At 69.3% G+C, this 19043-nt stretch carries 19 protein-coding genes, 1 tRNA gene and 2 riboswitches; of the genes, 15 read left to right on the forward strand and 5 right to left on the reverse strand.

Features of this window, described 5'->3' with window-relative positions; translation table 11 throughout:
- Positions 1–7 precede the first annotated feature (7 nt).
- From LGM56_RS29910 to LGM56_RS29920, 3 genes are read left to right on the forward strand one after another with little or no spacing between them, the layout of a single operon-like run.
- A complete protein-coding gene (locus LGM56_RS29910; RefSeq protein WP_226207566.1) occupies positions 8–2569 on the forward strand; it encodes a phage tail tape measure protein in 2562 nt (853 codons plus the stop codon).
- Between the two features lie 24 nt (positions 2570–2593).
- A complete protein-coding gene (locus tag LGM56_RS29915; protein WP_069246823.1) occupies positions 2594–3025 on the forward strand; it encodes a phage tail protein in 432 nt (143 codons plus the stop codon).
- Positions 3022–4092, forward strand: coding sequence for a phage late control D family protein (locus LGM56_RS29920; RefSeq protein ID WP_089493861.1), 1071 nt, complete (start codon positions 3022–3024; stop codon positions 4090–4092). The genes LGM56_RS29915 and LGM56_RS29920 overlap by 4 nt, the downstream gene beginning before the upstream one ends.
- Before the next feature lie 173 nt (positions 4093–4265).
- Here LGM56_RS29920 and LGM56_RS29925 read toward each other — a convergent pair whose 3' ends face one another.
- Positions 4266–4562, reverse strand: coding sequence for a hypothetical protein (locus LGM56_RS29925; RefSeq protein WP_089493860.1), 297 nt, complete (start codon positions 4560–4562; stop codon positions 4266–4268).
- A 314-nt stretch (positions 4563–4876) separates the two neighbouring features.
- Positions 4877–5296, reverse strand: coding sequence for an XRE family transcriptional regulator (locus LGM56_RS29930; RefSeq protein ID WP_069249199.1), 420 nt, complete (start codon positions 5294–5296; stop codon positions 4877–4879).
- A gap of 162 nt (positions 5297–5458) precedes the next feature.
- Between LGM56_RS29930 and LGM56_RS29935 the strand changes: the two genes are divergently transcribed.
- The 5 genes from LGM56_RS29935 (at position 5459) to LGM56_RS29955 (ending at position 9725) form a co-directional block, all read left to right on the forward strand.
- A complete protein-coding gene (locus LGM56_RS29935; protein ID WP_089460274.1) occupies positions 5459–5674 on the forward strand; it encodes a hypothetical protein in 216 nt (71 codons plus the stop codon).
- Positions 5675–5854: 180 nt separating this feature from the next.
- Positions 5855–6103, forward strand: a complete 249-nt coding sequence (locus tag LGM56_RS29940) for an ogr/Delta-like zinc finger family protein (RefSeq protein ID WP_048251455.1) — start codon at positions 5855–5857, stop codon at positions 6101–6103.
- Between the two features lie 187 nt (positions 6104–6290).
- Positions 6291–6557: a hypothetical protein gene (locus LGM56_RS29945; protein ID WP_089493859.1), complete on the forward strand. Its 267-nt coding sequence runs from the start codon at positions 6291–6293 to the stop codon at positions 6555–6557.
- Positions 6558–6564: 7 nt separating this feature from the next.
- Positions 6565–9357 carry a toprim domain-containing protein gene (locus LGM56_RS29950; RefSeq protein WP_226207567.1) on the forward strand — a complete coding sequence of 931 codons (2793 nt, stop codon included), beginning with the start codon at positions 6565–6567 and terminating at the stop codon, positions 9355–9357.
- Entirely contained in the window at positions 9354–9725 is a 372-nt protein-coding gene (locus LGM56_RS29955) for a hypothetical protein (protein WP_226207568.1), read from the forward strand. Before LGM56_RS29950 ends, LGM56_RS29955 begins: the two co-directional genes overlap by 4 nt.
- 51 nt (positions 9726–9776) lie before the next feature.
- Here LGM56_RS29955 and LGM56_RS36860 read toward each other — a convergent pair whose 3' ends face one another.
- A complete protein-coding gene (locus LGM56_RS36860) occupies positions 9777–10037 on the reverse strand; it encodes a hypothetical protein (protein WP_218828063.1) in 261 nt (86 codons plus the stop codon).
- Here LGM56_RS36860 and LGM56_RS29960 point away from each other — a divergent pair.
- Both LGM56_RS29960 and LGM56_RS29965 read left to right on the forward strand, forming a co-directional pair.
- Positions 9933–10184 carry a DNA-binding protein gene (locus LGM56_RS29960; protein WP_264171028.1) on the forward strand — a complete coding sequence of 84 codons (252 nt, stop codon included), beginning with the start codon at positions 9933–9935 and terminating at the stop codon, positions 10182–10184. The genes LGM56_RS36860 and LGM56_RS29960 overlap by 105 nt on opposite strands.
- Entirely contained in the window at positions 10097–11167 is a 1071-nt protein-coding gene (locus LGM56_RS29965; RefSeq protein WP_264171029.1) for a tyrosine-type recombinase/integrase, read from the forward strand. Before LGM56_RS29960 ends, LGM56_RS29965 begins: the two co-directional genes overlap by 88 nt.
- Positions 11168–11182: 15 nt before the next feature.
- Here LGM56_RS29965 and LGM56_RS29970 read toward each other — a convergent pair.
- Positions 11183–11258 (reverse strand) — tRNA-Arg (locus tag LGM56_RS29970).
- Between the two features lie 251 nt (positions 11259–11509).
- Here LGM56_RS29970 and LGM56_RS29975 point away from each other — a divergent pair.
- Positions 11510–12400, forward strand: a complete 891-nt coding sequence (locus tag LGM56_RS29975) for a c-type cytochrome (protein ID WP_089493854.1) — start codon at positions 11510–11512, stop codon at positions 12398–12400.
- Between the two features lie 109 nt (positions 12401–12509).
- On the opposite strand, the gene LGM56_RS29980 is transcribed toward LGM56_RS29975, so the two are convergent.
- The gene (locus LGM56_RS29980) at positions 12510–14597 is read right to left on the reverse strand and encodes a UvrD-helicase domain-containing protein (protein ID WP_046547468.1); all 2088 of its coding nucleotides are present in this window, start codon (positions 14595–14597) and stop codon (positions 12510–12512) included.
- A gap of 286 nt (positions 14598–14883) precedes the next feature.
- Between LGM56_RS29980 and LGM56_RS29985 the strand changes: the two genes are divergently transcribed.
- The 4 genes from LGM56_RS29985 (at position 14884) to gcvT (ending at position 18986) form a co-directional block, all read left to right on the forward strand.
- Complete coding sequence (locus LGM56_RS29985) at positions 14884–15591, forward strand: SGNH/GDSL hydrolase family protein (protein WP_226207569.1); 708 nt, start codon at positions 14884–14886, stop codon at positions 15589–15591.
- A gap of 236 nt (positions 15592–15827) precedes the next feature.
- Positions 15828–16880 (forward strand): oxidoreductase, encoded by a 1053-nt coding sequence (locus LGM56_RS29990; protein ID WP_089493852.1) that lies wholly within the window; start codon positions 15828–15830, stop codon positions 16878–16880.
- A 158-nt stretch (positions 16881–17038) separates the two neighbouring features.
- On the forward strand, positions 17039–17401 hold the full coding sequence (locus LGM56_RS29995) for a hypothetical protein (RefSeq protein WP_011350564.1): 363 nt from the start codon (positions 17039–17041) through the stop codon (positions 17399–17401).
- Positions 17402–17514: 113 nt separating this feature from the next.
- A riboswitch (glycine riboswitch) is annotated at positions 17515–17616 on the forward strand.
- A gap of 33 nt (positions 17617–17649) precedes the next feature.
- A riboswitch (glycine riboswitch) is annotated at positions 17650–17783 on the forward strand.
- Positions 17784–17867: 84 nt separating this feature from the next.
- Positions 17868–18986: a glycine cleavage system aminomethyltransferase GcvT gene (gene gcvT, locus LGM56_RS30000; RefSeq protein WP_226207570.1), complete on the forward strand. Its 1119-nt coding sequence runs from the start codon at positions 17868–17870 to the stop codon at positions 18984–18986.
- Positions 18987–19043: the final 57 nt, after the last annotated feature.

Raw genomic sequence — 19043 nt, forward strand, 5'->3', positions numbered from 1 at the left:
ATCGACGATGGACAACACCACGAAACTGCGCGTCATGTTCGACATGGTCGACAACATGACGAAGCCCCTGCAAATGATGCTGACCGGCAACAAGGGGCTGGCCGATTCGCTGCGGGCGACCCGCCGCGAGCTGGATGACATGGCGAAGACGCAGAAGCGCATCGGCGAGTTTCGCGAGATGCGCAAGGGCCTCGCCAATACGGCATCGGAGCTCTCGGCGGCACGCGCACGCGTCGACACGCTCGCCCAGTCGCTGCGCGCGACCCGCTCGCCGTCGCAACAGATGATCAGCGACTTCAACAAGGCGCAACGCGCGGCCGAGAACCTGGCGTCCGCGCACCACTACCAGGCCGGCCGCGTACAAGCCATGCGTACCCAGCTCGCCGGCGCGGGCATCGACACGCGCAACCTGTCGCGGGACGAGCGCAACCTCCGCGCGACGATGGCGTCGCGTGCATCGATGATCGACGCGGGGGTGCGCGGGTACGACACCCGGCGCCAGCAGCAAGCCGACGCCCGGCGCGCCAGGATCGACGCGCTGCGCGGCGTCGGCGAGAAGTGGGCGAAGCGCGGCGAGACGGTCAAGGGCGTCGGCAAGAACATGCTCGGCATGCTGTCCGATCCGCTCGACGCCGCGAAGCAGGCCGAAAGCGAAACGCTGCGCATGCGCGCCGCGGGTGCGTCGGCCGACGCGGTGAAGTTCGCGCGCGCGCAGCAGGCGCCGGGGCTGTCGACCATCGACAACCTGGCGCTGATGCGCGAATCGCTGACCGAGTTAGGCGGCGACGAACAGCATGCGCGGGTCGCGCTGCCGTTGCTGTCCTCGATGAAATTCGCGAACGAGGCGCTGTACGGCAAGGAAGATGCGAAGAAGAACGTCGACCAGTTCATGAGCATGCTGAAGGTGATCGACCTGCGCGGCGGCACGAAGAGCGAAGCGGCGTTCGGCGCCGAAGCGAACATCGTGCAGAAGATGCAGACGGCGACCGGCGGCAAGGTCAGCGGCGACGAGTGGAACAACTTCGCCGAATCGGGTGGCAACGCGGCCAAGAAATTGCGCACCGACGCGTTCTATTACCAGATGCAGCCGCTCATCGAGAAGCTGGGCGGCAAGTCGGCCGGCGCAGGCCTGGCCGCGCTGTCCGGCAGCGCGCTCGAGGGCAAGGCGTCCGCACTCGCCGCGCAACGGCTGGCGGCGCTCGGCCTCGTCGATCCGAAAGGGCTCACGCACCGGAAGAACGGTGCGATCGCCGGGCTCAAGCCGGGCGCACTGGCGGGCAGCGACATGCTGCAGGCGTCGCCGTTCGAATGGCTCGAAAAGGTGCTGCTGCCGAAGCTCGCCGCCAAGGGCATCACGAGCCCCGACAAGGTCAAGGCCGAACTGGCGAAACTGTTTCCCGACAAGGCCGCGGGGAACCTGCTCACCACGATGTACGACCAGCGCGAGCAGATCCACGACACCGAGCGGCAGAGTGCCGCCGCCGACGGCGTCACCGGCATGCGGGCGAAAGCCGCGGATTCGACCGCGGGCCGCGAGCTCGTCGTCCTCGCGCAGTTGCGCGACCTGAAGCTCGAGATCGGCGAGAAGATCACGCCGATGTACAACGCGGCGCTGGACGTCACGGCCACCGTGCTCGGGAAAATCGTGAAGTTCGTGCGCGAACACGGCACGGCCACCCGCATCCTCGCCACGACTTTCGCCGGGCTGGGTGGCGTACTCACGGTCGTGGGCACGCTGGCGAGCGTCTTCGGCAACGTGCTCGGGACGGTGAACGTGCTCCGCTTCGCGACGTCGATGGTCAGCGCCTTCAGGCTCGTCGGGCAGGCGTTCATGGTGCTCGGCCGGCTCGCGCTGGCGAATCCGGTGATCGCCGTGATCAGCCTGATTGCAGCGGCCGCCATCTACGTCTGGCAGAACTGGGACACGCTCGGCCCGAAGTTCATCGCGCTGTGGGAAACCATCAAGGGCGCGTTCGGCGCGGCCGGCGACTGGATCACCGCGAAATGGGACGCCACCGTCGAGTGGGTGAAGACCGCGATCGGCGGCATCGGCGACTGGTTCGGCGACATCGGCACGCGCTTCCAGGAAATCGGCGCCAGCCTGGTGTCGGGGCTCGTCGACGGCATCAAGAGCCGCTTCGTCGCGGTGAAGGAGACGGTCGGCGGCCTCGGCAGTTCGATGCGCGACTGGGCCAAGGAAAAACTCGGCATAAAGGCTTCGACCACGCCCGACGACGCCACGGCCGGCGCCCCGTCGCTCATGGCCCGCACCGCCGCCGCCCTCACGACCACCGCCGCGCTGGTCGGCCCGCCCGCGTTCGCCGCGAGCCCCGCGATCGCCGCCGCCGCCCCGCTCGAGCGCTACAACCTGTCGCTCGACTACCGCGCACCGCTCACGGCGCCGGCCGCCGCTGCCGCCAGCGCCGCGCCCGCGAGCGGCCCCGTCACCATCAACATCGCACCGCCGCCCGGCGCCGACGCGGCCGAGATCGCCCGCATGGTGCGCGCCGAGCTCGAACGCGCCGAACGCGCGAAAGCGTCGCGCGCCGGCTCGCGCCTGTCCGATTGATCGTTCGTTGAAGGAAACCCGCCCATGATGATGTCGCTCGACCAGTTCGTTTTCAGCCTGGCGACCACGCCGTACCAGGAGCTCCAGCGCCAGCGCAACTGGAAGCACCGCACCAGCTCGCGCATCGGCGTGCGCGATGCGAGCCAGTTCACCGGCGCCGGCGACGACACGATCACCCTGTCCGGCATCGTCGCCCCCGACAACGGCATCGGCGAGATCGCGTCGATCGAGGCGCTCGCCCGGATGGGCGACGCCGGCGACGCCTACGTGCTCGTCGACGGGAACGGCAACGTGTACGGCGCGTACGTGATCGACAGCCTCAACGAGACGGCCACGTATCACACGAAGGAAGGCATCGCGCGCAAGATCGCGTTCACGCTGACGCTCAAGCGCGTGGACGACGGCGTGCTGGCCGAGCCGCAGCAGGACGACGAAAGCGGAGCGGACGAGCAATGAGCACGCTGGAACGCAAGCCGGGCGATGCGCAGGCCCGCGCGGGCCGCGTGCAGCCCCAGGCCGACTATCGGATCACGCTCGACGGCCGCGACCTGTCGCGCCTGATCGCGCCCAACCTCATCAGCCTGTCGCTGTCGGAATCGCGCGCGGACGAGGCCGACATGCTCGACCTGGTGCTCGACGACGCGCGCGGCACGTTCGCGATTCCGAAGCGCGGCGCGAGCATCAAGCTGTCGATCGGCTGGGTCGGCGAGCCGCTCGTCGACAAGGGCGCGTTCACGGTCGACGAAGTCGAGCACGGCGGCGCACCGGACGTCATCACGATCCGCGCGCGCTCGGCATCGATGACGAAGGGCATGCACGAGCGCCGCGAGAAAAGCTGGCACCGGCAGACGATCGGCGCGATCGTGCGCACCATCGCGACGCGCCACGGGCTCACGGCCGCCGTCGACGCCACGCTCGCCGCGACGCGGATCGACCATGTCGACCAGACGCAGGAATCCGATATGTCGTTCCTGACGCGCCTCGCCAGGCGCTACGACGCGGTGATGACCGTGAAGGACAAGCGCCTGCTGTTCATGCCGATCGGCAGCGGCAAGACCGTCAGCGGCCAGCCGCTGGACGTGCTGGCCATCACCCGCGCGAGCGGCGACCAGCATCGCTACCACATCGCGCAGCGCGACGATTACACGTCGGTGCGCGCGCACTATCACTCGAACGGCAGCGCGCGGCGGCTGTCGGTGGTCGTCGGCGACGCAAAAGGCAAGAACGTCAAGGTGCTGCCCGAGGATTACGCGACGGAAGCCGAGGCCCGGGCGGCCGCGCAAGCCGACTATGCGCGCACGCAGCGCGGCCAGTCGACGCTGAGCTACACGCTCGCACTGGGCCGGCCCGAACTGTTTCCCGAAATGCCCGTCACCGTGACGGGGTTCAAGCCGGAGATCGACGAGACGCCGTGGCTCGTGAAGAAGGCGACGCATACGATCGGCGACGGCGGGTTCACGACCGCGCTCGAGCTCGAGGTACGCGATGCGCCGAAGCAGTCGGGTCGAACCGGCAAGCGCTGACGGGTGAAGTAACGCCCAGGGCCGCAATGCCCGGCACGCGATCGCGTGCCGGCGATCGCGGTGGCGAACTCAGGATCTCGGTGGGCGGGGCGACGCAATGCGCGGGGTGCGCGGCTCGGATTCGATGCAGCGGCCGGAGCGAATGCCGGCCGGCGGGGAGGCGTGGCGGCGCTTCAGCTCGATTGCTGGCGCCCGCCGAGCGTGATGCGCGTGTCCCGCGCGTCGTCGCATTGCTGCAACGTGGCCCGCGCATCGCGCAGATTGGCCATCGCCTGCAGCGCGGCCTCGAGCACCTGCCCGACCGACAGCATCGCGCTGTCGATCTTTGCGTGCGCGTCGGCCCGTTCGTCGTCGGTCAGGTCCGGACGATATCGCGGCGGGCCCATCGTCGATCCGCGCGGGTCCGCGCGATGGTCGGCGCGCGCCGACGCGCCGATCGTCCCGATGTCGTGCTTCCTGTTGGTGTCCATTTTTCCGGTCTCCGCAAACTCAGTCATCCACCGGGGGCCGCCTGACACGACGGGTCGCCTCGGAACGCCCCGCCGCCAGCTCACCGGCTTTCAGAATGCTAAACCAATACTGTATGGATATACAGTGATTCGTCCGATTTTATCCGATGCGCTTGCGCGGCGCGCTCAGCGCACCGCCGTGGTATCGGGGAAAGGGAAAGGGGATGAGCCGCCCGCGCCGCCGCATGCGCCGTGGCGCGGATCGGGCCGCGTGTGGCCGCGAGCAGCACGCCGCCGGCATGCGCGGCAGCGCGTGCGCCGGGCCGCGCGGCCGCTTATTTCTTCGGTTGCTTCGCCGCGCGCTCGGACTTCAGCCGTTCGACCTCGGCCATCGCCCGCTCGACGTTTTCCGCCGTGCGCTGATCGAGTGCCGCACGGCGATTCTCCGGCAGGCGCTTCGCGCGCCGCGCCGGCGCCGCCTGCACCATCGCGCCCGTGCTGATGCAGCTGGCGAGAAACGCGTGCAGCGATGCCTTGCCGGCGTCGTTGAGCTGCCGGTACATCGCCAGCACGTCGGCTTCGTCCGCGTCGCGGCCGCCGGCCTCCGACGCCGGTTCGCCTGCGGCGGACCGTTCGCCGGTCAGCACGTAGCCGATATCGACACCGATCTCGCGAACGGCCAGCAGATAGGACGCGTCGGGAGAGCGCTCATCCGACTCGTACGCCGACTGCGAGCGCCTCGCGACACCGCCCACGGTCGCAAACTCATCCTGGCTGAGCCCGATGCGCAAGCGCTCGTCCCGCAAGCGACTCCCGATTTGTGTCATAAATTACCCATTAACAATTGACGCGCTGTTTTTTGCTCATTACACTGGCCTTACCGTAACGCAAGACTATCTCGACAAAGTATACCGACCATGACTACTCCCCAAGGCCCGCGCCGTTCGCCGCGCGGCACGATGTCGGACAAACCCGTCTACGTCGGGCTGACGCCGGTCGAGCGCGGCGAGCTCGAGCAGCTCGCCGCGCAGCGCAACCGCTCGATCTCCAGCATGGCGCGCGAACTGATCCGCATCGGCACGAGCCACCTGCGCGCGATCGCGGCGCCGCGCTCGCGCACCGCCGGCCGTTGAACCGGGCGCCCTCATGTTCCGCACCGTCGAACGCGCCCGACCGTCCGTGCCCGCAACGTCGATTGTGAACCGCGCGCACGCCCGCACCCATCCGCCGATCGGCCAGCGATGCAGCCGGATCGCCCGCGAAGCCCACCGTCCGGCCGGCCCTGCGCAGACTCTCGCCCGGAGCACGCCCCCATGCGAATCCTGAACCGTTGCCCGCACTGCCGCACCCGCGCCACCGCGCGCAGCAGCCGCGAAATGTCGCTGACGTTCCGCGAAATCACGTTCCAGTGCGCGAATCCGGAGTGCGGCCACACGTACGTCGTCAACATGGAATTCGCCCGCACGCTGTCGCCGTCCGCCGTCCCGAACCTCGCGTTGCAGCTGCCGCTTTCGCCGCACGTCCGCGAACGCCTGGCCGCGCAACTCGAGCTGCCGGTCTGACGCCCTAACCCCTTCGTTCCCGCGTTTCCCTCGCATCGTGCCTGAATGGCGCGAGGGATCGCCTTTGCCATTGAAAAGGACACCTCATGATCCCGATCCAAGCGGGCCGCGCCGTCCGATGCCCCGCCCGCCCGGCGGTCCGCCACCCCGCGCGATGCGTACGGGTCTATGACCAGGAGGCGCGCCCATGAACCGCTACGCCACCGAACCCGCGCCGCACGACGCCGCGCTGCGCGCCGCCATCGCGGCGGCCGCCGACACGCTGGGCTTCGACGCCCCGCCGGACAGCCCCGAGCGGCAACGCACGCTCGGCCGCTTCGTGTCGGCGCTCGCCGATCGCCTCGCGCTCGGCTTCCCGCAATCCGCCGCCGCGCTGCGCGCGCTCGCCCATTCACCGGCCACGACGGGCCATCCCGCGCCGCCCGCATCACCGCAACCCGAACGGCAGCAATGACGAAGATATGGCCTCGATCGACGAACTGAAACGACACATCGACCTGCATGACCTCGCCGGCCGCCTCGGCCTGAAACGCGGCCGCGGCGGCGACCGCGCGCTCTATCACTCGCCGCAGCACGCTGACCGGAGCCCGTCGCTGTCGATCTATGCGAATCACCCGAAGTACGGCACCGGCTGGCGCGATCACAGCGCCGACGCCGGCGGCTCGTGCATCGACCTCGTGATCCACGCGCGCGGCGGCACGGTGGCCGACGCCGTCCGCTATCTCCACGACGCGTATGGCCTCCCGTCCGAGCGCCCGGCCCCCGCCGAGCGCCGCGAGAAATCCACCGTCGAATACATCGCCGACCGCTGCACGGCCGAACGCGATCGCGTGCGCGACTACCTCGGCGGCCGCGGCATCTCCGCCGCGGCGCTCGACGCGGCGTTCGCGGCACGCACGCTCGGCTTCAATACGTGGACGAGCCCGAAGATCGCCGCCGGCGACGTCGGCCACGGCGGCCCCGCCGCCGCGTTCGTGGTGCGCGCGCCGGGCGATGCGCGCGTCGTCGCGGTCGACATGCGCTACGTCGACCCCGCGCTCAACGGCGGCGTCAAGACGCAGACCCAGGGCGACAAGGCCGGCTACGGCTGGACCGCCGACGCGCGCCGGCTCGAGCGCGCGAAACGCGTGGTCATCGTCGAGAGCGCGATCAACGCGCTGTCGATCGACACCTGCGCGCTGCCCGGCACGACCGCGCTTGCGCTGCGCGGCCTCGCGAACGTCGAACGCATCGACTTCGCATTCCTGCGCGGCAAGCAGGTCACGATCTGCCTGGACAACGACGAGCCGTTCGCGGAAGGCCACCCGCGCGCCGGGCAGCGCCCCGGCCCCGAGGCCGCGTGGGCGCTCCATGAACGGCTGACCGCGCTCGACATCAGCGCGGTGCTGGTCGACCAGTCGGACTGGCTGGCGGATCTGGCGGACGGCGACGCCAAGCGCACGCCGATCAACGACGTGAACGACTACCTGCAGCTGCGCGGCCCGGCCGACCTCGCCCGCGCGCTCGACCAGCTCGAGCCGTGGCTCGTCGCCGGCCTGCCCGGCGACGCGTCGCGCCGCGGCCGGCCGCGCATCTTCCTGCCGGCGCACGATTTCGCGCAGTACTGGCGGTTTCGCGTGCGGCCCGACTTCACGAACTACATCACCAAGATGGATCGCAACGAGGAATCCGGCGTCGAGACGCCCGTGATGACCGACCTGTGCGGCTTTCGCATCGCCGGCATCAGCCGCGTGGCCGTCGCGAGCGCGACGTCGACGATGACGGGCGACGCCGACCAGGCGCCCACCGTCTACTTCGCCGTGTCGGTGCAGGCGCCGCGGCACGGTGCGCAGCTGATCCGCCGCGTGATGCTCGACGACCAGCTGCACAACGTCGACCAGTGGAGCAAGTTCGGCCCGATCTGGGCGCCGGCGCCGTTCAAGCGGATGGTGAACATCCTCGAGCGCGGCGCCGACCTCGGCGCGCGCCGGGCCGCGAACTTCGTCGGGCTCGCGTGGCGCGACGGGCGGCTGATCGTCAACGAAGGCCCCGACTGCTACTTCACCGAAGCGGACAAGCAGTGCCCGTATCACAACCTCACGTTCCCGGGCGGCCCGGTGAGCGACGCGCGCCGCGTGATCGCCGCCTATCAGACGACGTTCCGGCAGAACGCCGCGACGATCCCGCTCGTGTGGGCGCTCGGCGGCCACCTGAAGGCGCTGCTCGGCTTCTGGCCGCATCTGACGGTCCAGGCGAACAAGGGCGCGGGCAAGTCGACGCTCATCAAGCGGCTCGAGCGCTCGCTCGCGTTCACGATGTTCTCGGGGCAGTCGCTGCAGACCGAATTCCGCCTCCTGACCAGCATCAGTCACACGAGCCACCCGGTCGGCTGGGAAGAGCTGTCGGCACGGCGGCAGGACGTGATCGACAAGGCGGTCGGGCTGCTGCAGGAGAACTACCAGTACACGGTGACGCGGCGCGGCACCGACATGACCGAATACCTGTTGTGCGCGCCCGTGATGCTGGCCGGCGAAGACGTGCCGGTGCGCAGCCTGCTCGGCAAGCTCGTGCGCACGACGCTGACCGGCAAGCGCGGGCCGCTGCTGCCCGACGACCTGCCGCGCTTCCCGGTCCGCCAATGGCTCGAGTTCCTGACCGGCCTCGACCGGCGCACCGCGCTCGACCAGTACGCGACGCTGCGCGACCAGGCGCTCGCCGGCTGCCGCGCGAGCGGCGAGGACGACGGCGCGCGGCGCATGGCCGGCAACTACGCGGCGATCGGGCTCGCGTGGCGCTACCTGTGCGATTTCGCCGGCATGGACCCGAGCGAAGGCGAGTTCCCGCGCGATCTGATCGCCGAGATGAACGGCCACGTCGCCGAAACCAGCGCCGACCGCGAGCCGTGGGTCTGGATCATGGAAACGGTGCTGTCGGAAATCGACGGCGGCAACTACAAGCATCCGTACACGTTCGACACCGTCGACGGCGAATTCTGCCTGCTGCTGCGCACCGGGCACGTAATGGATCACCTCGCGCACACGAGCGCGCTGCGCGACAAGTGGAACGGCCTGCCGGTGAAGTCCGACCGCGTGTTCAAGGCGCAGCTCAAGCACGCCGGCGTCGTGGTCGGCGAGAAGGAGGTCGAGCGCCGCATCTACATGCGCCGCGTGCCGTACCTGACGCCGGTGTCGCTCGAGCGCCTGGCCGCATTCGGCCTGCACGTGTCGGTGCGCGAGGATCTGGCGACCGACGCGCTGCAGGGAGGCCGCGCATGAGCCGCGCCCTGTCCAGCCAACCACCGCACGGCGGAACCCGCCGGGAGTGGGCAGGCAGCGCACGCGAGTCGTGGTTGTCGCGGGTGACGGCTCGCAAGTCCTTGATTCCTGAGGAAACTGCCGCCCTGCCTCACGTCGGGTTCACCACGTGTCATGCCGCTTTTGCCATGAGTCCGGCTGGCGCGCCGGCGGCGGTTCCTTCTTCTTTCTCTCTCTTCAACTCATTGAAGAAAAAGAAGAAAGAGAACCGGGAAACCACGGCGACGAGCCGCCATCGCGCGCCACGAGTCGGCGCCGCATTGCCATCGGTCGCCGCCGAGGCAGCGAGTTCGCGCCACGGGTTCCACGCGCTCGCCACGCCTGAATGATGGCAACCGATGGCCAACAAAACGCTTGAACATCAACGTGTTATGCACCCTTCACACGCGAACCACCACTCCACGAGTTGCGCTGCGTGCCCGCCCGGCGCGCGGCCTGCCGACAGCCCGCATCCGGCCACCGTCGACCTGGCCGGCGCCGCGGCGCTGCTCGGCGCCCACCCCGAAACGGTGCGCCTGAAGGCCCGGGCCGGCGCGCTGCCCGGCCGCAAGGTCGGCAAGCGCTGGATCTTTTCCGTCGCCGCCCTGCAGCGCTACCTCGCCGGCGAATGGCTCCCGCCCGTCGCCCATCACGATCAGCAAGAGGAAACCCGCCCATGTCGCTCTACAAGCGCAAGACCAGCCCCAACTGGCAATACAAGCTGTACCCCCCTGGCGGCGGAACGCCGATACAGGGAAGCACTGGCACCCGCGACAAAGCGCAGGCCCAGGAATTCCACGACCGGCTGAAGGTCGACCTGTGGAATCAGGCGCGGCTCGGCACGAAGCCGCGCCATTCGTGGAACGACGCGGTCGTGCGCTACGTCGGCGAACGCGCGGGGCTCGCCAGCCTGGAAACGTCGAAGATTCATCTGCGCTGGCTCGACCGGCACCTGTCCGGCGTCGCGCTCGCCGATATCGACCGCAACCGCGTCGACGCGATCGCGCTCGCGAAGCGCCAGGAGCCGCGCACGGTGCGCACCCGGCACGGCATCGTCGAGACCGACCGGGCCGTCAGCGACGGCACCGTGCGTCGCGTGATCGGCGTGCTGAAGTCGGTGTTGAATGCGGCGGTCGAATGGGAATGGCTGGAGCGCGCGCCGGTCACGAAACGCGCGAAGATCGTCTCGAAGCGCATCCGCTGGCTGACCCCGGCCGAAGCGGAGCGGCTGCTCGCCGAACTGCCCGCGCATCTCGCCGACATGGCGCGCTTCAGTCTGGAGACCGGCCTGCGCCGCGCCAACGTGACGGGGCTGCGGTGGTCGCAAGTCGACCTCGCGCGGCGCGTCGCGTGGATCCACCCGGACCAGGCGAAGGCGCGCAAGGCCATCACGGTGCCGCTTTCGGATACCGCGATCGCCGTACTGCGCCGCCAGCATGCGAACCCGCGGGCGCCGGAGTGCGCGGACAGCGTGTTCACCTATCGCGGCCGGCCGGTCTACCAGACGGCGACGGCCGCCTGGGCCAAGGCGCTGCAGCGTGCCGGCCTGAGCGATTTCCGCTGGCACGACCTGCGTCACACGTGGGCGAGCTGGCACGTGCAGCGCGGCACGCCGCTGCAGGTGCTCAAGGAGCTGGGCGGATGGGAGACGATGGAAATGGTGCAGCGGTACGCGCACCTGTCGGCCGACCACCTCGCGCAATGGGTCACGCCGCTGACGGCCGAGCCCGTGCCGGTGCCGGCTGCAATTCAGCTGCAACGAGACAATGCGACGAACGGAGAAAACCGCTGAGAGCCTTGATAGGCTTGGCGCGCCCGGCTGGGATCGAACCAGCAACCCCTGCCTTCGGAGGGCAGTACTCTATCCATTGAGCTACGGGCGCCTGTGACAGTGAAGCGACCCCAATATACAGGCCGCCCACGATTGGCAAGACGGCAAGGATACCCGGTTTCCCATGACGCGTCCACCTTGCCCGACGAATCCCCGCCGGGCCGCGCCGCGTGCGGGTAAACACGCGCCATCGCACCGCTCGCCGTGATGTAAACGTTCCGTCTATAATCGACCGGGCTTCATTGGACTGCCATTTGCCGTTGCACCGCGCTCACAATTCCTAATCACGGAGACGAGGCAAGCATGAGCGAAGCACCCCACGAATCTCCCGTCAAAACCCCCGGGCAGCTGATTGCCGTCATCATCGCGTCGTTCGCGATTCCGATCATCCTGATCGTCCTGTTCGCCAACTATGCGAACCATGCGTTCCGTGCCGGCGCCGGCACGGACGCGCTATCCGACGAACAGGTCGCCGCACGTGTCGCCCCGCTCGCGAAGGTCGACGTGAAGGACGCCAACGCGCCCCGCACGTTCAAGACCGGCGAGGCAGTCTACAAGGCCGTCTGCGTGACCTGTCACGGCACGGGCGCCGCCGGCGCGCCGAAGTTCGGCAACAAGGACGACTGGGCGCCGCGCATCTCGCAAGGCTTCGACACGCTGCTGAAGACGGCGCTGGCCGGCAAGGGCGCGATGCCGCCGCGCGGCGGCACGAGCCCCGACGACGTCAGCGACTATGAAATCGCCCGTGCGATCGTCTACATGGCGAACAACGACGGCGCGAACTTCCCCGAACCGGCCGCGCCGGCCGCCAACGCGGCGCAACCGGCCAGCGGCACCGCAGCCGCATCGGGCACGGCGGACGCCGCCAGCGCGCAAATCGCCGCGGCCCAGGCTGCGATCGCCGCGATCCCGAAAGCCGGCGAAGCGCCTGCGGCGGCCGCCGCCCCGGCCGGCGCCGACGCCGGCAAGGCGCTGTACACGTCGACCTGCCAGGCCTGCCATGCGGCGGGCGTACTCGGCGCGCCGAAGTTCGGCAGCAAGGAAGACTGGGCGCCGCGCCTGAAGGACTCGATGGATACGGTCTACAACTACGCGTTGCACGGCAAGGGCGCGATGCCGCCGAAGGGCGGGTCGAACGCGTCGGACGCCGACGTGAAGGCCGCCGTCGACTACATGGTCAACGCGTCGAAGTAACCCCACCCGGCCGTCAGTAAAAAACCCCCGCGATGCACACGCGTCGCGGGGGTTTTGTTTTGCGGGCGGACCTCTGGAGCGCCGTGCGTCCGGCGGCGGCGCCGCCGCGTCACTTCTGCAGCAACGCCTTCAGGCTCGCGAGCCGGTCCTTCGGCGACATCGGCGCCTCTTCCGGCGTCGGCGGCGGCGCGTCGTCGAGCCCCATCTCCGGGATGAAGCGCGACGGTTCGCACACGACCGTCTCGCGCGCCCGCTTGCGCTTCTTGCACCAGTTCAGGTGCAGGCTGCGCTGCGCGCGCGTGATCGCGACGTACATCAGCCGGCGCTCCTCCTCGATCCGCTCGTTGTCGATCGGGCCGTCGTCCTCGGAGCCGCCGCGGTGCGGCATGATGCCTTCCTCGACGCCGACCAGGAACACGTGCGGATACTCGAGCCCCTTCGACGCGTGGACCGTCGACAACCGCACCGCATCCGGATCCTCGTCCTTGCCCTCGAGCATCGACATCAGCGCGACGGTCTGGATCAGGCCGAGCAGGTTCTTGCCGGTATCGGCGAGCCCGTCCGCGTTGTGGAAACCCTCCGCCTCGCCATCGACCGCTTCCGTCTCGGGCTTGGTGCCCTTGCGCTTCAGCCATTCGAGGAATTCGAGCACGTTCTGCCACTTCGACTGCGCCTGCCGTTCGTCGAACGCGTCGTACAGGTACGCCTCGTAGTGGATCGCCTCCATCATGTCGTCGAGCACGGCGGTGGCGGGATCCTTGTCCGCACGCTCGGTCAGGCGCTGGATGAAGTCGCAGAACATCCGCAGCGGCTCGACCTGGCGCGCGGACAGCCGCGCCTCGATCCCGCCCATGTACACGGCCTCGAACAGCGACACCTTCGCCTGGCCCGCGAACGAGCCGAGCGCTTCGAGCGTCGTGTTGCCGATCCCGCGGCGCGGCGTCGTGACCGCGCGGATGAACGCGGGATCGTCGTCGGCGTTCGCGATCAGCCGCAGGTACGCACACAGATCCTTGATCTCGGCCTTGTCGAAGAACGACTGGCCGCCCGACAGCACGTACGGAATCCGCTCGCGGCGCAGCACCTGCTCGAAGATCCGCGCCTGGAAGTTGCCGCGATACAGGATCGCGTAGTCGCGGAACTGCGCGCGCCGCTCGAACTTGTGCGCGGACAGCCGGAACACGACCGATTCGGCTTCATGCTCCTCGTCGTTGCACGGCGTGACGGTGATCGAATCGCCCATCCCGTGCTCGGACCACAGCTTCTTCTCGAACAGTTTCGGGTTGTTCGCGATCACGTTGTTCGCGGCGGTGAGGATGCGCACCGTCGACCGGTAGTTCTGCTCGAGCTTGACCAGGTGCAGCTTCGGGAAATCCTTGCCGAGCTGCGCGAGGTTCTCGAGCGTCGCGCCGCGCCAGCCGTAGATCGCCTGGTCGTCGTCGCCCACTGCCGTGAACGCCGCGCGCGGGCCGGCGAGCAGCTTCAGCAGCTCGTACTGGCACGCGTTGGTGTCCTGGTACTCGTCGATCAGCAGGTAGCGCAGCTTGTTCTGCCAGCGGTCGCGCACCTGTTCGTTCTTCGCGAACAGTTCGGCGGGCAGGCGGATCAGGTCATCGAAGTCAACCGCCTGGTACGCATGCAGCGTCGCGACGTAGTTGCGGTAGACCAGCGCGGCCTGGTGCTCGTCCTCGTTGGCCGCGATCGTCATCGCCTCCTCGGGCATGATCAGGCCGTTCTTCCACAGCGAGATGGTGCTCTGGATCTTGCGGATCAGGCCCTTGTCGGTCGTGCCGATCTGCTCCTGGATCATCCCGAAGCAGTCGTCCGAATCCATGATCGAGAACTGCGGCTTCAGGCCGACGTGCTCGGCCTCCTGGCGCAGGATCTGCACGCCCAGCGAGTGGAACGTGCAGACGGTGAGCTGGTTGACGGGCACCTTGCGGCCTTCCTTGCCGGGCGTGGTGAGCGTCTTGCCCTCCAGCAGCTTCGACACGCGCTCGCGCATTTCGGCGGCCGCCTTGTTCGTGAACGTGACGGCGGCGATGTGACGCGGCTCGAAGCCTTTCGCTTCGATCAGGTGCGCGATCTTCTGCGTGATCACGCGGGTCTTGCCGCTGCCCGCGCCGGCGAGCACGAGACAGGGACCGTCGAGGTAGCGCACCGCTTCGTTCTGGGCGGGATTCAGGCCTGCGGACATGATGGCGGATGGTGTTGCGGTTGACGGCGGAACGCCGGGAGGATGCCGTGCGCGGCGGGCTGGCGAAGCAGGCGGACACGCGGGCAGGACGCGCATGTTAACACGTCGGCGGCGTGCTTTTCGGGAGCGCCGCCGGGCGGGGCTGCGCGGGCCGACCGGCCGGGCGCCCCCTGTCCGTTCGGCCAATCCGGCCCCGTTCGCGCACCGATCGGCCACAATATGGCCACTTCGGCGCCGCCCCGCGCCGGCCCGTTTGCGTCACCTGTACCGCCACCGGATCGACATCATGGGATACCCGTTCGCCACCGCCGCCCTCGGCCCGCTGCTGTTCGCGCAGGGGCGCTACGTGCGCCGCGTCACGCCGCGGCTGCCCGAGGCCGCCGGCCCGCGCGACGGCGTGGCGGGCGACGGCCCGCCGCTGCGCGTGCTGGTGGTCGGCGATTCGGCCGCCGCGGGCGTCGGCGTCGCGACGCAGCGCGACGCGCTGTCCGGGCAGCTGGCGAGCGCGCTCGCGGCCACGCATCGCGTGAGCTGGAAGCTGCTCGCGCGCACCGGCCTGACCACGCGGGAGCTGGTCGACTGGCTCGCCGCCGAGCCGGCCGAGCCGTTCGACGTGGCCGTCACGTCGCTCGGCGTCAACGACGTGACGGGCGGCGTGCCGCCGGGCCGCTGGCAGGCGCAGCAGGCCGAGCTCGTCCGGTTGCTCGCCGCGCGCTTCCGGGTCGGGCACGCGATCCTGTCGGCGGTGCCGCCGATGGAGCGCTTTCCGGCGCTGCCGCAGCCGCTCGCGTGGTATCTCGGGCTGCGCGCGAAGCGGCTCAACACGGCGCTCGCCGGGTGGGCCGCCACGCAGCCGCACTGCACGTTCCTGCGCGTCGAGCTGCCGCTCGAGCGCCACCTGATGGCCGCCGACGGCTTCCACCCCGGCGCAACCGCCTGCGCGGTGTGGGCCGCGCAGGTCGCCGCCGCCGTGCTGCGGCGGGCGACCGTATGACGCCGGGCGGCGCCCCCGCGGCAGCCGTTCATTGCACGGGCGTAGGCGGGCAAACCCCGCTCGCGCGGCCACCCGGCCTGCGCAAATGCCGGCTTGCCTTGCGCAAGCGCCGCATCGCATCGCGCATTTCGCCCGAACGCGCCGGTGCAAGCGGCGGCGCCATGCCAAAATAGCCGGTCGTCTTCGCGCCGTCCCGGCGCGCCATCCTTTAGTTTCCTTCGCAGCCAGGAATTGCCATGTCGTCATTGCTCAGGATTGGTTTGATGGGTTTCGGTTTCGCCGGCGCGACGTTCCACGCGCCCGTGATCGCCACGAGCGGCCGCACTGAAGTCGCCGCGATCGCGACGGGTCAGCCCGATCGCGCGCAGGCGGCGTATCCGGGCGCGCGCGTCGTCCCCGATCTCGACACGCTGCTCGGCCTCGACGACATCGAGTGCGTGGTGATCGCCACGCCGAACGACACGCACTTCGCGCTCGCGCGCCAGGTGCTCGAAGCGGGCCGCCACGTGGTCGTCGACAAACCCGTGACGCTCACCGCGGACGAGGCGCTCGCGCTCGCGCGGCTCGCGAATGCGCGCAGCCGGCTGTTCGCGCCGTTCCACAACCGCCGCTGGGACGGCGATTTCCTCACCGTGCGCGACATCGTCAAATCGGGCGAGCTCGGCCGCATCACCTGTTTCGAGTCGCACTTCGACCGCTTCCGCCCGACCCCACGCACGCGCTGGCGCGAGGAGCCGGCTCGCGGCGGCGGCCTGCTGCTCGACCTCGGCCCGCACCTGATCGACCAGGCGCTCGCGCTGTTCGGCCTGCCGGAAACGGTGAGCGCGACCGTCAAGACGCGCCGCGACAACGGCACGGCGCCCGATTTCGTGCACCTGCAGCTCGGCTATCCGGACAAGGACGTCGCGCTGCATGCGAGCGCGCTGTCGGCGATCGAACCCGCGCGCTTCACGCTGCACGGCACGCGCGGCAGCTACCAGAAGTTCGGGCTCGACACGCAGGAAGACCAGCTCAAGGCCGGCCTCACCGCCGACGACGTCGAATTCGGCGGCGGCAACCCGCCCGGCCTGCTGCGCGTGCTCGACGGCGAAGTCGAGGTCGAGCGCCCGGTGCCGACGCTCGATGGCCAGTACGCGGAGTTCTACCGCGCGCTCGCCGCATCGATCCGCGACGGCGCGCCGTTCCCCGTCGCCGCGCAGGACGCCGTCGACGTGATGACGATCATCGAGCTCGCCGCGCAGAGCGAGCACGACGGCCGCCGGGTGCCGTTCGTGCGCCGCACGATCTGACACCGCGCGCCGGCCGGTGGCGGCCGGCCGGCGCCGGTGCATCGGGATCAGCCGGAACATTCGGTTACAAATGCCGGAGGAACGAAAGTCAGCGGCAGACTAGTCTGATGCGTTTCTCAAAAAAGTCGATCCGACACCAATCCGTCAGGAGAATGTTGATGCAACGGTTGATTCGCGCAGCTGCGTGCTGCGTCCTGGTTTCCTCGCTTGCGGCCTGTATCGTGCAGCCGCAGCAGCCGGTTCGCCCGGCGCCCCCGCCGCGGCCGAATCCGCAGGTCGTCGCGAACGAGCGGATGCAGCAGATCCAGGGCCGGATCGACAACCTGCACCGCCGCATCGATGCGCGCGTGAACGGCGGTTACTACCCGCCGCCGTACGGCGCGCAGCTTCATCATCGCCTCGACGTGATCCGCCAGGAATCGAACGACATGTCCGCGCAGCACAGCGGCGGCCTGTCCGGCGACGAGCAGCGCGTGCTGAACCAGGAACTCGACACGGCCGCACGCGCGATCGGCGAGTAACGCACCGGCGCCCGCCGGAGCGGAAAAAGCGGCGGCACCGGTTGCCGCCGCTTGTCGCGAAGCGACATTCTTTTGCTCAAATTGACAAGGCCCACCCGCTCGCGTACAGTCGCCCGCACGCGTCGGGAGAGCGTGTAACCGGGCTGTTTCAGCCGGTTGCGCCGCCGAAGGGGCACACCCGCAAACTCTCAGGCAAAAGGACCGACCGCGTCGGGGAATCCCGTCCGCGCATTGCGCGGGCCACACTCTCCCCGCACTCTGGAGAGCGGCAGTAGCCCGCAGCGCATCCGCTGCGCGGGCAAGCTGCCCACCGAAGGGGCGCGCGTTCGCCAGGCCTGGCCGGCAGCGCAATCTCTCAGGTATCGAGGACAGAGGGGCATGTACCGGATCGCTCGCAGGCCATCGGCCGCGGTGGTCGGCACATGGCCGTTCTGATCCGCGCGCAAGCGCCTTGCCTGAGGCCTCGATGACTGCACTGAATCACACCCCGCTCAACGCCGCGCACCGCGCGCTCAATGCCCGCATGGTCGATTTCGGCGGCTGGGACATGCCCGTCAACTACGGCTCGCAGATCGAAGAACATGAAGCCGTGCGCACCGACGCCGGCATGTTCGACGTGTCGCACATGTGCGTCGTCGATTTCACCGGCAGCCGCGTGCGCGCATTCTTCGAGCATGCGATCGCGAACAACGTCGGCAAGCTCAAGACGCCCGGCAAGGCCCTCTACTCGTGCCTGCTCAATCCGCAGGGCGGCGTCATCGACGACCTGATCGTCTACTACTTCACCGAAGAATTCTTCCGCGTCGTCGTCAACGCCGGCACGGCCGAGAAAGACATCGCGTGGTTCAACCAGCTGAACGAGCAAGGCGGCTTCGGCGTCACGATCACGCCGCGCCGCGATTTCGCGATCATCGCCGTTCAGGGCCCGAACGCCCGCGAAAAGGCCTGGGCGACCGTGCCCGCCGCGCGTGCCGCCACCAGCGAACTGAAGCCGTTCAACGCCGCGCAGGTCGCCGGCACGCCGTTCGGCGATCTCACCGTCGCGCGCACCGGCTACACCGGTGAAGACGGTTTCGAAGTGATCGTCCCGGCCGTGCACGTCGAAGCGCTGTGGAACGCGCTGCAGCAAAACGGCGTGCGCCCGTGCGGGCTCGGCGCGCGCGACACGCTGCGCCTCGAGGCCGGCATGAACCTGTACGGCCAGGACATGGACGACACCGTGTCGCCGCTCGACGCGGGCCTCGCGTGGACGGTCGATCTCTCCGCGCCGCGCGACTTCGTCGGCCGCGCCGCACTGGAAGCCAACGGCACCCGCGCCGCATTCGTCGGCCTGATCCTGCAGAAGGAAAACGGCAAGGCAGGCGGCGTGCTGCGCGCGCACCAGAAAGTCGTCACGCCGCACGGCGAAGGCGAGATCACGAGCGGCACGTTCTCGCCGTCGATGCAGGAATCGATCGCGTTCGCGCGCGTGCCGGCAGCCGTCCAGATCGGCGACCTGGTCCAGGTGCAAATTCGAGACAAGAATCTTCCCGCGCGCGTGGTAAAACTGCCGTTCGTGCGCAACGGCAAGGTCCTCGCTGCGTAACGGCCGGGAGGCCCGCCTCCCGGGAAGCCGGGAGATGGCGCCCGGCGCAACACCACA

Source organism: Burkholderia sp. AU38729, assembly GCF_020419725.1.
Lineage (GTDB): Bacteria > Pseudomonadota > Gammaproteobacteria > Burkholderiales > Burkholderiaceae > Burkholderia.